This is a genomic window from Nocardioides sp. AE5 (genome assembly GCF_031844485.1).
Taxonomy (GTDB): Bacteria; Actinomycetota; Actinomycetes; order Propionibacteriales; family Nocardioidaceae; genus Nocardioides.
Genome location: NZ_JAUZVI010000017.1, coordinates 21784 through 34033, shown reverse-complemented (window position 1 = coordinate 34033; position 12250 = coordinate 21784). Strand labels below are relative to the sequence as shown.

General features: G+C 66.2%; 14 protein-coding genes and 1 pseudogene. 9 read left to right on the top strand and 6 right to left on the bottom strand.

Annotated elements, in window-relative coordinates:
• A pseudogene (locus Q9R27_RS18270) lies at positions 1-443 on the top strand (hypothetical protein); the annotation flags it as partial.
• On the opposite strand, the gene Q9R27_RS18265 reads toward Q9R27_RS18270, so the two are convergent.
• Both Q9R27_RS18265 and Q9R27_RS18260 read right to left on the bottom strand, forming a co-directional pair.
• Positions 413-1342: an integrase core domain-containing protein gene (locus Q9R27_RS18265; protein WP_311253840.1), complete on the bottom strand. Its 930-nt coding sequence runs from the start codon at positions 1340-1342 to the stop codon at positions 413-415. The pseudogene Q9R27_RS18270 and the gene Q9R27_RS18265 overlap by 31 nt on opposite strands.
• A 17-nt stretch (positions 1343-1359) precedes the next feature.
• Positions 1360-1677, bottom strand: a complete 318-nt coding sequence (locus Q9R27_RS18260; protein WP_143914768.1) for a transposase — start codon at positions 1675-1677, stop codon at positions 1360-1362.
• A gap of 47 nt (positions 1678-1724) precedes the next feature.
• Between Q9R27_RS18260 and Q9R27_RS18255 the strand changes: the two genes are divergently transcribed.
• Positions 1725-1925, top strand: coding sequence for a hypothetical protein (locus Q9R27_RS18255; protein WP_311253838.1), 201 nt, complete (start codon positions 1725-1727; stop codon positions 1923-1925).
• A gap of 76 nt (positions 1926-2001) precedes the next feature.
• Here Q9R27_RS18255 and Q9R27_RS18250 read toward each other — a convergent pair whose 3' ends face one another.
• Both Q9R27_RS18250 and Q9R27_RS18245 read right to left on the bottom strand, forming a co-directional pair.
• Positions 2002-2598, bottom strand: coding sequence for a cadmium resistance transporter (locus Q9R27_RS18250; protein WP_311253837.1), 597 nt, complete (start codon positions 2596-2598; stop codon positions 2002-2004).
• Complete coding sequence (locus Q9R27_RS18245; RefSeq protein WP_121255486.1) at positions 2595-2954, bottom strand: helix-turn-helix transcriptional regulator; 360 nt, start codon at positions 2952-2954, stop codon at positions 2595-2597. Before Q9R27_RS18245 ends, Q9R27_RS18250 begins: the two co-directional genes overlap by 4 nt.
• A 196-nt stretch (positions 2955-3150) precedes the next feature.
• Here Q9R27_RS18245 and Q9R27_RS18240 point away from each other — a divergent pair, with 196 nt between their 5' ends.
• From Q9R27_RS18240 to Q9R27_RS18225, 4 genes are read left to right on the top strand one after another with little or no spacing between them, the layout of a single operon-like run.
• The gene (locus tag Q9R27_RS18240) at positions 3151-3441 is read left to right on the top strand and encodes a DUF6112 family protein (RefSeq protein ID WP_311253836.1); all 291 of its coding nucleotides are present in this window, start codon (positions 3151-3153) and stop codon (positions 3439-3441) included.
• A 58-nt stretch (positions 3442-3499) separates the two neighbouring features.
• Complete coding sequence (locus Q9R27_RS18235) at positions 3500-3817, top strand: DUF6112 family protein (RefSeq protein WP_311253835.1); 318 nt, start codon at positions 3500-3502, stop codon at positions 3815-3817.
• Positions 3818-3847: 30 nt separating this feature from the next.
• The gene (locus tag Q9R27_RS18230) at positions 3848-5143 is read left to right on the top strand and encodes a conjugal transfer protein TrbL (protein WP_311253834.1); all 1296 of its coding nucleotides are present in this window, start codon (positions 3848-3850) and stop codon (positions 5141-5143) included.
• A complete protein-coding gene (locus Q9R27_RS18225) occupies positions 5140-6609 on the top strand; it encodes an SCO6880 family protein (protein ID WP_311253833.1) in 1470 nt (489 codons plus the stop codon). The genes Q9R27_RS18230 and Q9R27_RS18225 overlap by 4 nt, the downstream gene beginning before the upstream one ends.
• 44 nt (positions 6610-6653) lie before the next feature.
• Here Q9R27_RS18225 and Q9R27_RS18220 read toward each other — a convergent pair whose 3' ends face one another.
• Entirely contained in the window at positions 6654-7979 is a 1326-nt protein-coding gene (locus Q9R27_RS18220) for an MFS transporter (RefSeq protein WP_311253832.1), read from the bottom strand.
• Between the two features lie 372 nt (positions 7980-8351).
• Between Q9R27_RS18220 and Q9R27_RS18215 the strand changes: the two genes are divergently transcribed.
• Together Q9R27_RS18215 and Q9R27_RS18210 are read left to right on the top strand one after the other, a co-directional pair.
• A complete protein-coding gene (locus Q9R27_RS18215) occupies positions 8352-8747 on the top strand; it encodes a hypothetical protein (protein ID WP_311253831.1) in 396 nt (131 codons plus the stop codon).
• Positions 8744-10234 carry an ATP-binding protein gene (locus Q9R27_RS18210; protein ID WP_311253830.1) on the top strand — a complete coding sequence of 497 codons (1491 nt, stop codon included), beginning with the start codon at positions 8744-8746 and terminating at the stop codon, positions 10232-10234. The genes Q9R27_RS18215 and Q9R27_RS18210 overlap by 4 nt, the downstream gene beginning before the upstream one ends.
• Positions 10235-10302: 68 nt before the next feature.
• Here Q9R27_RS18210 and Q9R27_RS18205 read toward each other — a convergent pair whose 3' ends face one another.
• A complete protein-coding gene (locus Q9R27_RS18205; RefSeq protein WP_143912098.1) occupies positions 10303-10692 on the bottom strand; it encodes a heavy metal-responsive transcriptional regulator in 390 nt (129 codons plus the stop codon).
• Positions 10693-10794: 102 nt separating this feature from the next.
• Between Q9R27_RS18205 and merA the strand changes: the two genes are divergently transcribed.
• Positions 10795-12216, top strand: a complete 1422-nt coding sequence (gene merA, locus Q9R27_RS18200; protein WP_143911955.1) for a mercury(II) reductase — start codon at positions 10795-10797, stop codon at positions 12214-12216.
• Positions 12217-12250 lie beyond the last annotated feature (34 nt).

Here is a 12250-nt window from a genome sequence, read left to right as displayed (position 1 = left end):
TCGTCGCCGGCCCCCGACCTCGATCGATCCTGAGCAACTGGAATCGCATCGGAAGCCTCAGCCTCCTCGCCAAACTGGCCCGCGAGCACACCGATCTCACCCACGAGCTGCTCGACGCCGAAGGCAACCGGTTCTCGGTCAACTACCTCCGCGCGGTCCTCGTTGCAACAGGCGCCCTGCCTGCACGCGACGAGAACCTCGCCAGGCTGCACCGCTTCGCTGCCCGAGTCATCGCCGAGGTGTCTTACGCCCAGGACCGCCAGAATCTGAGCCGATACGCCCGCTGGCACGTGATCGCCAGAGTCCAAGTTGACCGTCATGGACAGCTCGGCCACGGCGCAGCCGACCGCTGCCGCCAGGAGATCCGAGCCGCACAACGCTTCATCGCTCACCTCGCCGACCGTGTCCCGCGTCAAGTAGTTGGCAGGGATTTGATGGTTTGAAAGGTCGGGGTGGTCGGGTCGGCCAGTCCCAGGTGCACCTCCTGTGGCCGGTTCCAGGCGAGGGCTTCGTGGGGTCGGATCTGGTTGTATTCGATCCGGTAGGCCTCGGCGTGCTTGGCGAGCATGATCGCGTCGTCGATCTCGTCGAGGTAGAGCCGCTCGTACTTCAGCGTCCCGAAGCCGCGTTCGCGTGAGCCGTTCTGCCCCGGCGAGCGGACGCGGGTGCGGACGTGCCGCAGTTCGGGGTGGGAGGCGATGAACGCCTCGAAGCGGAACGAGCGGAACGGGCCGCCGTTGTCGGTCACGATCGTGACCACCGGTGACACCTCACCGGTCTCGATGTCGACCCCGCAACGCTCGACCAGCGGGTGGCCGAACAGGGTCTCGTAGTCGGCCAGGGCGAGGTCGACGGCCTCGATCGCGTCGAACTGGTTCGCGGTCGGCGAGAGGTGCCAACGGTGCTCGAACTTGGACCAGTAGTCCCGACACCCCGCGATCCGCCAGGTCCCGCCGCTGGTGGTCTCGAACTCGGAGAAGTCCAGTTGCCAGACCTGGTTCGGGCCGGTCGGTTCATCAGCGAAGGCCGCCTTGCGGCGCTCGGCGAGCTTGCGTCGCTCGCGCTGGTACTGGTCGGGCAGGATGAGCCCCTGGTCACGCAGCCGGCGCAGCACGGTCGCCTCGGAGACGACGTGACCGTCGTGTCGGACCATCGCCCAGATCTTGCGGTGGCCCCACGCCGGATGCTTCGCGGCGTGCTTGTCGACCAACGTCGCAGCAGCGTCACGCGCTGGTCGCGGATGTGGCCGACGGGCCGGCTCGCCAGCTCGGGCGCGGGCCTGCCAACGCCGCCAGGTTCGTTCCGGGATGTCGAAGATCCTGCACCACCTCGCGGTCGACATCCCGGCCTCTATCCGGATCACCTCGAGGTCCTCGAAGGGCCCAGGCGGCCCTCCGCGCTCTTCTTCCAGACCCGGATCTCGACCGCGGCCTCGCCGAGCGCCTGGGTCAGCTCGACGACTTCCGCCTCGAGCTGCTCCTCGCGTGAGGTCGGCCCGTTGCGGCCTGTCGCAAGCGCGGTCTTGCCGGCTTCGAGGAACTCGGCCTTCCACCGGCCGATCGACTGCTCGCTGACCTTCTCGCGACGCGCCGCCTCGGCGATCGTGAGCTCACCGGCGAGCACGCTCAACACGATCCGGGTCTTCTTCTCGACCGGAATCGAAGGGGGTCTTCCCATGATGCTGATTCTCCTTCAGGACTGACTCAACAGCCCTGCCAAGAATCTTGACGCGCGACATCACCACCCGCGCCAGCCGCAACACCGCCATGCTCCACCTCGCCTCGAGCGTCCCACCCGCCGTGTTCGCCAGCCTCATCGGAATCAGCGCCGGCGCCGCCACGAAGTGGACCGAGCACGCCGGCGGCAACTGGACCACCTACGCCGCAGTCCGGAAGAACTCCACCAGGCCGCGTCACAACGACTGAGGCATGTCCAACACGCCGCTGGCACGCTACACAGCAGCAGCGCCAGAGGCCGGCGACTCGACTCGTTGTCGTTCTGTCAGAGACCGAACGCTCCGCCGGTGTAAAGGATGACGATGCCGAGTCCGACCAAGACGAGGGGGAACAGCACATGCTCCCAGCGTTCGAGGACCTCGTCGATCCCGGGTCGAGTCGCAACGAACTTGGCCAGCATGACCAGAGCTGCCACAAGGACGAGGAAGACAATGCAGAACGCAACCGTGGCAGCGACGCCCACGCTGAGGAAGACCGGCACGTAGACCCCGATGTTGTCCCCACCGTTGGCGAACGTCACGGCAGCCACCGTCCAAGCAGCCACCGGCTTGCCGGCGATCTTCGCGTCGTCGTCATCGTCGCCGGATCGCCAGACTTGCCACGCTGCCCACAGGCCCAGCAGCAAGGGCATCAGGCCGAAGTAGGGAATGGCTTCCTCGGGCAAGAAGGCTCCTGCGCCCAACGACACGAGCACTGCTGCGGCCAAGATGCCAGCGAACCCCAGGTACTGACCGACCAGGATCCGGGCCGTGGTCCCACTGCGGCCGGCTCCTCGGGCGAAGAACAGCGAGAGCACGATGATGTCGTCGATGTTCGTAGCGATGAACAGGCCAATCGCCTGCAGCGCGGAGGACAGGATCACGCGCCTGCCTCTCCGTTTCCGCACTCGGGTAGGGAGCAGGTCGGGTCGATACAAGGTGCACTCTCATCGACCGCGAGAGTGACCTCAACCAACGCAGTAAGGGCCCGAGCCAGATGCGGATCGGCAATGACATACCGCGTCTGCCGACCCTCCGGTTCAGCCACCACGATGCCGCAGTCCCGCAGGCACGCCAGATGATTCGACACGTTCGACCGGGTCAGACCGAGCTCGCGCGCCAACTCAGCGGGATAGGCGGGCCGCTCCAGCAGAGCCATAAGAAGGCGAGAACGGGTCGGGTCCGCCATCGCCCGACCCAACCGGTTCATCACGTCCAAACGCGTAGCAACAGTCAGCACATGCTGAACAATACAGCCACTGCTGAACCACTAGCTCGCTGGGCGCTGCCTCATGAACGCAGACTTGTCGCACGTACTCCATATTTCGGCGGGGGAGCCGAGCGCCCTGGTAGTGCTACTCCGTCGATTCGATCATCCGACGTCGCCGGTATGACCGCAGAGCAGCAACTGGCCCAGCTCGGCGCACCTGATCAACATGGCCACTATCGAGATCATCCAGCGTGCAGCAGCACCTGACTTCGGGGCCGTCGGCGGATCGGCGGACATGCGATCCGTCATCGGCGCTCTGTTGACCTACGGGCTGATGTTCGCCTGTCTGATGCTCATTGTCTCCGCCGCGGCATGGGCGATCTCGTCGTCCAACGGCAGTTGGCAGTCGGCCGCGAAGGCGAAGGCCGGCGTGTTCGTCGCCCTCGGCGGCGCCGCACTGACGGGTGGGGCACTTGCCTGGGCGAACTGGCTACTCGACGTCGGCGCCGCTCTCTGACCGCGTCCGCTGACGCACCTGTCGGACAGACCGTCCTGCGACCTTCCTAGGAGGAATCATGCTTCACCTCGACCTGCTGCCCACGATCGTGCAGCTCCTGCCGATGGACATCACCATCGACCCGAACTCCAACGGGCTGCCCGGGATCGGGCAGCTCCGCAAGATCGTCGGCGCGGCCATGACCGTCGGTCTGATCCTGGCCGTCTTGGCGCTGATCATTTCGGCCGTTGTGTGGGCGATGGGCGCGAACTCGTCCAACCCGCACCTGGCTGGGCGCGGGAAGTTCGGGGTCGTGATCGCCCTTGGCGCCGCGATCGTCACCGGCGCCTCGGTCGCGTTGGTCAACTTCTTCTGGAACGTCGGCCAAGCGGTCTGAGTCGAACGCGAATCGAGAAGGAGCAGAACGATGGTCGACGTATGCGATGTCCCCGTGGTCTCCAAGGTCTGCGACGCGGCCGGCGACGCGGCCGCCAGCTTGGTCACCGCCCCGTTCGACTGGCTCGCCGAGGGCATGGGCAACGCCGCAGAGTGGATGTTCAAATCCGTGTGGAACGTCTTCGACAGCACCACCTCGGTCGACATCACCAGCGACGAATACATGAAGGTCTACAACATCCTGTTCGGCGTCGCGGTCTTCGTGATGCTCGGCTTCTTCCTCCTCCAGGTCATCGGTGGCATGGTCCGACGAGAACCCACAGCCCTGACCCGCGCACTCACCGGTCTGGCCAAATCGATCCTCGGGTCCTTCGTCGCGATCACCCTCCTCGCTCTCGCGCTGGAAATCACCGACCAGCTCACCATCGGGATCGTCGACGCAGCTGGCACCAACATGAACGAGATGGGCGATCGCGTTGCCCTGCTCGCCGTCGGCATCGGCGGGCTCAGCCTCAAAGCCCCCGGCGCGGCCGCGATCCTGACGATCTTCCTCGCCGGACTCGCCATCGGTGCCGCGGTGATCGTGTGGATCAGCCTGCTGGTCCGCAAGGCCCTGCTGCTGGTCGCGATCGTGTTCGCACCCATCGCCCTGGCCGGAGCCTCGTGGGATCAGACCCGCGGCTGGATCGGCAAGTGGGCCACCTTCGTGATCGCACTGATCTTGTCCAAGCTCGTGCTCGTGGTGATCTTCCTGCTCGCCACCGCCCAGGTCTCCGCACCGATCGACGCCGACCTGCAGTCGGTCAGCGAACCGATCGCCGGCGTCGTGCTGATGCTGATGGCCGGATTCGCGCCGTACATGACCTACAAGGCGATCAGCTTCATGGGCTTCGACATGTACCACGCCATGTCGGCCGAGCAGGAGACCAAGTCGTCGATGAACCGACCCCTCCCGATCCGCACCGGCGGAGGCTCGGGTGGCATGGTCCCGAAGATCCTCGGTGGCGACGGCGGAGGGTCTGGCAGTGGAGGACGCGCCCCCGCACCTGCTTCCGCCCCCAGCGGAGGCGGCGGAACCAGCGGTGCCGGTGGCGCCTCGTCGGGCGGGGCCGCGGCTGGCGGAGTCGTGGCCGCCGGTGCCGTGGCAACGAAGGAGGCCGCGACTGCCGGCCCGAAGATGGGCAACTACGTGGCCGCACAGTCCTCGGGCCAAGCTGAGCAGGCGAGCGCACCCGCCGGTGCCGCGGGGACGGTTCCGGCCCACACCGCTGATCCGACCCCGGCCATGACCGGCCGTCGCTCGGATGACTCAGGGGCCGGACGATGAACGCCACGAACACGACCCGGTCGGGCGACTACGAGCTGCAGCCGGTGAAGTTCTCCCGGCTGGCACGCCGCGGGGTCCTGTTCGGCCTGACCGCCTCCCAACTGGTGGTGGTCGGCATCGGAGCCGTGACCCTCGTCTTCTCCCTCTACGTCAGCGGTGGCGCGAGCTTGATCTTCGCCCTCCCCGTCATCGTCTTCTGCAGTGCCCTGGCCTGGGTCAGCGTCGGGGGCCGCAAACTCATCCAATGGCTACCCATCGTCGGCGTCTGGCTGTGGCGCTCCACGGGAGGCCAACTGAGCTACAGGCGTCGCGTCGTCGCCCCACGACCGGTCGGCACCCTCGCGCTTCCCGGGGATGCGGCCCGGTTGCGTCAGTGGCTCGACCCCGACACCGGCGCAGTCATGGTCCACGACCCGCACCGCTCGACGCTGACCGCCATCGTGGCGGTCTCCCATCCAGCGTTCATCCTGCTCGACCCGCTCGAACAAGAACGCCGCGTCACCGGCTGGGGCCGAGTCCTGGCCACCGCCTGCCGCTCGGGACGGATCGCCTGCCTGCAGATCATGGAACGCACCCTGCCCGACTCCGGCAAAGGGCTGGCCGAATGGTGGCACCAGCACGGCTCCGGGGACGACACCTTCACCGCCACCACGTACGGCGAACTCATCGACCGCGCCGGACCAGCCGGTGAACGCCACGCCTCGACCATCTCGTTGTCGCTGAACCTCAAGACCGCCAACCGAGCCATCCGCGCAGCCGGTGGAGGCAACCGTGGGGCAGCCGCCGTCCTGCGCCAGGAGATGTCGACGATCATCGCCGCGCTCCGCTCAGCCGACCTCGCTCCCTCGGACTGGCTCGACCCCGGTGAACTGGCCGTCATCCTGCGCGGTGCCTATGACCCCGACGTTGGCGCAGCCCTGGAGCGTCACGGAGACGTCGGCCGCGACCTCGCCACCGCCGGCCCAGTCGCCGTCACCGAAAGCTGGTCAATGCTGCGCTCGGACTCCGCGCACCACTGCGTGTTGTGGATCAGCGAATGGCCACGGTCCTTGGTGTTTCCCGGATTCCTTGCACCCGTCCTGCTGTCCTCGGGCATCCGGCGCACCTTCACGCTGCTCTACACGCCGTTGCGCACCGACCAGGCAGCACGCGACATCCGCAAGAAGAAGACCGAATACGTCTCCGATGCCGCCCAACGTCAACGCATCGGCCAGATCGAGGACGCCCAGCACAGCGCCGAATACCAAGACGTCCTTCAGCAAGAGGCTGACCTGACCGCCGGCCATGGCATCCTCCGCGTCACCGGCCTCATCGCCGTCAGCGCCATCGATCCCGACGAACTCGAACGTGCCGTCGCTGACATCGAACAGGCAGCCATCCAAGCCTCATGCGAGACCCGGCGCTTGTGGGGTCAGCAGGCTCAGGCGTTTACCGCCGCTGCACTACCGCTGTGCCGCAGCGTCTAATCGGCAGCAAACACCCAAAGCCGCTCTGGATCGCGTCCAGTTTGTCAGGACGCCGCACCATCCGTATTCGGAAGTGTGATTCGTGAGGCGAATGCCGCCGCCACGGCCAACCCGAGAACCGCGAGCGAACTGCTGACGAGATAGGGGACGACTCCTGTGAATGCCGGGGCGAAGCCGATCCCGACGTACAGGGCGATGCCGGTTGCTCCGCCCAACTGATCGGAGGCTCGTTGCACGCCCGACGCGATGCCAGCGTCGTGTTCGGTGACACCGCTGACTGCCGCGTACTGGAGACCGACCAAGCCGAATCCCATGCCTGCCGCGATGAGGATCATCGCCGGGATCATTGCTGGACCGGGTGCATTCAGGTATGCACCGATCGCAATCGTGACCATTGCCAACGCCGTGAAAACTAAACCGCTGAGGATGCAGGCGCGGGCACCCCAGCCATCGAGCAGCCGCGGAACGAACGTTGCCGCGGCGATGAGGGCCACGGCCAGGGGGACGAGGGTGAGGCCCGTGGCCAGCGGGCTCAGCCCAAGCCGCTGTTGCAGGTAGAACGTGAACAGCAGGAAGGACGTCGACAACGCAGCGCTCAACAACGCCGTCGCGACATTCGCCATCACCCGCGACCGGTTGTGGAAGAACGTCACCGGCACCAGTGGGTGTGCAGCGCGGCGTTCGGACCTCAGAAACATGGCCCCGCACACGAACCCCCCGGCCAGTGCGGCCATCCACACGATGGGGTCCTGATCCGAGCCAACTTCCACCACGCCGAAGACGAACAGCAGCGGTGTCGCGGTGAGCAACAGTGCTCCGCGCACGTCCAGCACGACTCGCTCCCGGGAAGCATCTGCGGGCAAGAGGAACGTCGCCGCAGCCAAGACCAGGAGGACGAAGGGGATTGCCACGAGGAAGATCCACCGCCAGCCGAGGAACTCGGTCAGGATCCCGGAGAGCACGAACCCGAGGACCAGTCCGCAACTGGCCACCGCCGCCCAGACGCTCAGGGCACGCGAACGTTGGATCCCTTCAGGAAACAGCATGACGATCACTGCCATGGCTGCCGGAAGAGCGAGCGCCTCACCGACACCTTGAAGTAGTCGAGCAGCAACGAGGACGGGGAACGACCATGCAACCCCCGCCAGCACCGACGCCGCGGCAAAGATCGCGGTTCCCATCATCAAGATCCGCCTCCGGCCGAACATGTCCCCGAGCCGCCCGCCCAGCATCAACAGACCCCCACCGGTGATCGTGTATGCCACCACCACCCAGGTCAGCTGGCGTTCGGAGGTTCCAAACTCGGCGCCGATGGAGGGAAGCGCGACGTTGACGACCGTCACGTCCACGGCGATGAAGAACTGCAGCATGGAAAGACACGTGAGGGTCAGCCATGCGCGCGCCGAAGAGTCAGTTCGGCGCACATTGGTACGAAAGGACACGGGGGCTCCGTTGTTCGAGAGTTGAACCCCGGGCAGCACGAAACGCCACTCCGGGAAGACCACGAAGCGACGGAGGAAGGTCAGGGAAAGGAACGCTCCGCCGCTAGCGGAGCGACCTCGTCACAGCGGCAGCAGCCGCACCAGAAGCGCCAGACATGCACGTCACCCTACAAGATTCGCAACCGACCTTCGCTTCGGAGCAGGTACCACGGCGTGCTCCAAGCAGCTCAGCAAGATCCCTGGGGAACACGGTGCCCACCTCCTTGACGACAGGCCAACGTCCACAAGGAGCACCTCACGATGCCAACGTACGAAGTGCCAACAGTTGACGCCGAAGAAGCAGCACAAGCATTGCGCGGGCTCGCTCATGCCACCCGCCGGATCGAGGATCCATCACAGATCTACGGCGTGCTCGGATCACTGTCCCGAGCGACCGCGTCGCTGAGTCAGTCGCTCCACCAACTGGGGTCGTATCACGACAAGCACGGGGCACGTGCTGAGGCGACGATCGTCGATCCGAAGCAGACCGGCGCGGCGTACCGAGTCTCGTGGGACCTGCACCGTGCCGGCGAGATGCTGGCCAGCATCCAGAAGTCGATCGACAGCGCACACCAGTCAGAAGCCACGATCATCTACCAAGAGCCGGTCTCCACATCGCGCCCTACCGGTCGCAGCCACGACGGGTTGTCGCTGTGAACGACCACGACACCTTCCGGCTGCACAGTACGGTGCTCGTCTCACCGAACCGAGAACGACGGCGTGACCGGAAGGCCCGCAAGCTCGCTGCCCGGGACCTTCTCGCCCGCGACCGTGCCGAGCAGAAGAGCGCAGCGCGAGCCAAGGCCGACGCACTCACCGCCGAACGCAAAGCCACCGTGCTGCTACCCCAGGCCGGAGATCCGGGCCCCGCGGCGCTGCGGACACCGGGACGGTTACGGCTGCCCCGCCACCAAGACACCTCCGCCACTCTGGCTGGGGCCTACCCGTTCCTCGCCGAAGGTGGACTCGGCAGCGACGGCGTGTTCGTCGGCCAGGACCTCTACTCCGGCAGCTCGTTCGTCTACGACCCGTGGGTCCTCTACGCCCGCGGCCTGATCACCGCACCGAACGTCGTGCTCGCCGGCATCGTCGGCTCCGGCAAGTCCTCACTGGCCAAGAGCCTCTACACCCGATCCATCCCCTTCGGACGGCGTGTCTACATCCCCGGCGACCCGAAAGGCGAACACACCGGCGTGGCTGAAGCTGTCGGCGGAAAGGCGATCGCCCTCGGGCACGGCATGTCCGCCCGGCTCAACCCCCTCGACGAAGGCCACCGCCCCAGCGGCCTCGACGACACCCAGTGGGCAGCCCAAGTCAGCGCCCGCCGGCGCGACCTGCTCGGTGCCCTGGCCGAGACGGTGCTCGATCGTCGGCTCTCCCCGCTGGAGCACACCGCCATCGACATTGCCCTCGCTGAGGTCGTCCGCACCGCCGACGTACCGGTGCTTCCGCTGGTGGTCGAGCGGCTGCTGGAGCCCGATCCGTCCATCGATCCCACCGGGCGACTCACCGAGGACGGACGCTTGCCCGGCCATGCGCTGCGCCGCCTCGTCGCAGGCGACCTCGCCGGACTCTTCGACGGCCCCTCAACGGTGCGGTTCGACCCATCGTTGCCGATGATCTCCCTAGACCTCTCGCGCGTCACCGAGAACGCCACCCTGGTTTCGGTGCTGATGACGTGCGCCTCGGCATGGATGGAATCCGCGCTCCTTGACCCCAACGGCGGACAGCGCTGGGTCGTGTACGACGAAGCCTGGCGGCTCATGTCCCACCCAGCACTACTGCGGCGCATGGATGCCCACTGGCGCCTCGCCCGGCACTACGGCATCGCCAACATGCTCGTCTTCCACAAGCTATCCGACCTCGACAACGTCGGTGACTCCGGCTCAGCGATGCGAGCACTCGCCTCCTCGCTGCTGGCGAACGCCGAGACGCGAGTCGTGTACCGCCAAGAGTCCGACCAGCTCGGGAGCACCGCCACCGCACTCGGGCTGACCGGCACCGAACAGTCGCTGCTGCCGACGTTGGGGACCGGCCAGGGCCTGTGGCGAATCAAGCACCGCTCATTCGTTGTGCAACATCAGCTCCATCCTGCTGAGCTGGAACTGTTCGATACTGCGGGTCGGATGACCTGCAGTGTTTGAACTTTCCCGCCCAATTTGCGTCCACACAAAAGGTCCAAATGGCTTAGGTTCTGGTATCCAAGAGCCGTTCAGATGTATCGGCAGACCAGGCCGGGATCACAAGTGTCGGGTGCGGGCTCGGCAGCGGCATCGCGCAGGACTGCGATGGAGTCGTGCAGTGCGGTGAGCCGGGCAATCTGCTGCTCGATCTCAGTCAGGCGGGTGTGGAGAAGGTCCCGAACGTGCTCGCAGGGCGAGCCACCGCTGTCACGGATGTCCAGGATCTGGCGGATTTGGGCGAGGGTGAGACCTGCCGCTTGGCCGCGGTGGACGAAGTCGATCCGGTTGACAGCATCGGGCTCGTAGGCCCGATATCCGGACGGTGTGCGCTCAGCCGGTGGGAGTAGCCCCTGCTTCTCGTAGAACCGCAGCGTCTTTGCCGTCGTTCCCGCCCGTTGGGCGAGTTCTCCGATGCGCATCATGGATTCCGATCTATCACCGGGGCGCGTGCTTGACCTTCCCCTGTACTGGAAGGTCCAGTATGGCTGACACGGATGCAGCCAAGCGGTGACAGGAGAGCCATGCTTACAAAGTTCGACCTCGCCATCGTCGGATCCGGCGGTGGCGCGTTCGCCGCCGCGATCCGCGCCACCACGCTGGGGAAGTCGGTGGTGATGATCGAACGCGGCACGCTCGGCGGGACCTGCGTGAACACCGGCTGTGTTCCCTCGAAGGCCCTCATCGCCGCAGCCAATGCCCGCCATGTAGCAGAAGACGCCTCAGAGCGCTTCCCGGGGATCGTGACGAAGGCGAACCCCGTAGATATGGCGGCGCTGATTGGGGGGAAGCAAGCGTTGGTGGAATCACTGCGCGGCGAGAAGTACGTCGACGTCGCCGACTCCTACGGCTGGCAGGTCCGCAGGGGAGACGCCGCGTTCGTGGGCACGCCTGATGCACCGGTTTTGGAGGTCATCGGAATCGACGGGAGCGTCGAGATCGTCGAGGCTGAGCACTATCTGGTCGCCACCGGTTCCCGACCTTGGGCACCGACGATCGATGGTCTGGACGAAGCGGGATACCTGACCTCGGCCACCTCGATGGAGTTGACCAAGGTTCCCGAGTCACTGCTCGTACTCGGCGGCGGCTACGTCGCCCTAGAGCAGGCACAACTGTTTGCCCGACTGGGTGCGAACGTCACCATGCTGGTTCGCTCCCGGCTGGCATCGAAGGAGGAGCCAGACGTCTCCAAAGCGCTTGAGGAAGTGTTCGCCGACGAGGGTATCCGCGTTATCCGCCACGCAGTACCGACCCGAGTCGCCCGCGAAGTAGGCGGCGAGATCGTCCTGAGCGCCGACGTAGCCAGCGGAACGCGAGAGTTCCGCGCCGACCATGTCCTGGTCGCCCTCGGCCGCCGCCCCGTCACCGACAGACTGAACCTCCTCGCCGTCGGAGTGAAGACCGGTGACGCCGGAGAGGTCGTGGTGACGGATCAACTGCGGTCGTCCAACCCGCGGATCTGGGCGGCGGGTGATGTCACCGGGCACCCCGAGTTCGTCTACGTAGCCGCCCACCATGGCACCCTGGTCGCCGAGAATGCCCTCTCCCACACCGAGAGAGCCGTCGACTACGCGCGGCTACCGCGGGTGACCTTCACCAGCCCCGCCATCGGCGCAGTCGGCATGACCGAGAAAGACGTCATCGCCGCCGGTATCCCCTGCGACTGCCGTGTGCTGCCCCTGCACCACGTGCCCCGCGCACTGGTGAACCGCGACACCCGCGGGTTCATCAAGATCGTCGTGAACGCCGACACAAGCGAGATTCTCGGCCTGACCGCCGTTGCCCAGGACGCCGGCGAACTGGCCGCCGCCGGCGTCCACCTCCTGGGCAAGACCATCGCCGAGGTCGCCGACACATGGGCCCCCTACCTGACCATGGCCGAAGGCATCCGTATTGCCGCCAAGGCCTTCACCACCGACCCCTCGCAACTGTCCTGCTGCGCATGAGGGTTACGCAAGGGTGTTCATCAAGAACGGGGCG

What these genes read in the sequence shown, in the direction of transcription:
- Q9R27_RS18220 (WP_311253832.1), bottom strand. Translation starts at nt 7,979, where the DNA reads ATGCTGCAGTTCTTCATCGCCGTGGACGTGACGGTCGTCAACGTCGCG.
- Q9R27_RS18235 (WP_311253835.1), top strand. Translation starts at nt 3,500, where the DNA reads ATGCTTCACCTCGACCTGCTGCCCACGATCGTGCAGCTCCTGCCGATG.
- Q9R27_RS18230 (WP_311253834.1), top strand. Translation starts at nt 3,848, where the DNA reads ATGGTCGACGTATGCGATGTCCCCGTGGTCTCCAAGGTCTGCGACGCG.
- Q9R27_RS18215 (WP_311253831.1), top strand. Translation starts at nt 8,352, where the DNA reads ATGCCAACGTACGAAGTGCCAACAGTTGACGCCGAAGAAGCAGCACAA.
- Q9R27_RS18205 (WP_143912098.1), bottom strand. Translation starts at nt 10,692, where the DNA reads ATGCGCATCGGAGAACTCGCCCAACGGGCGGGAACGACGGCAAAGACG.
- Q9R27_RS18260 (WP_143914768.1), bottom strand. Translation starts at nt 1,677, where the DNA reads ATGGGAAGACCCCCTTCGATTCCGGTCGAGAAGAAGACCCGGATCGTG.
- Q9R27_RS18225 (WP_311253833.1), top strand. Translation starts at nt 5,140, where the DNA reads ATGAACGCCACGAACACGACCCGGTCGGGCGACTACGAGCTGCAGCCG.
- Q9R27_RS18240 (WP_311253836.1), top strand. Translation starts at nt 3,151, where the DNA reads ATGGCCACTATCGAGATCATCCAGCGTGCAGCAGCACCTGACTTCGGG.
- merA (WP_143911955.1), top strand. Translation starts at nt 10,795, where the DNA reads ATGCTTACAAAGTTCGACCTCGCCATCGTCGGATCCGGCGGTGGCGCG.
- Q9R27_RS18265 (WP_311253840.1), bottom strand. Translation starts at nt 1,342, where the DNA reads ATGTCGACCGCGAGGTGGTGCAGGATCTTCGACATCCCGGAACGAACC.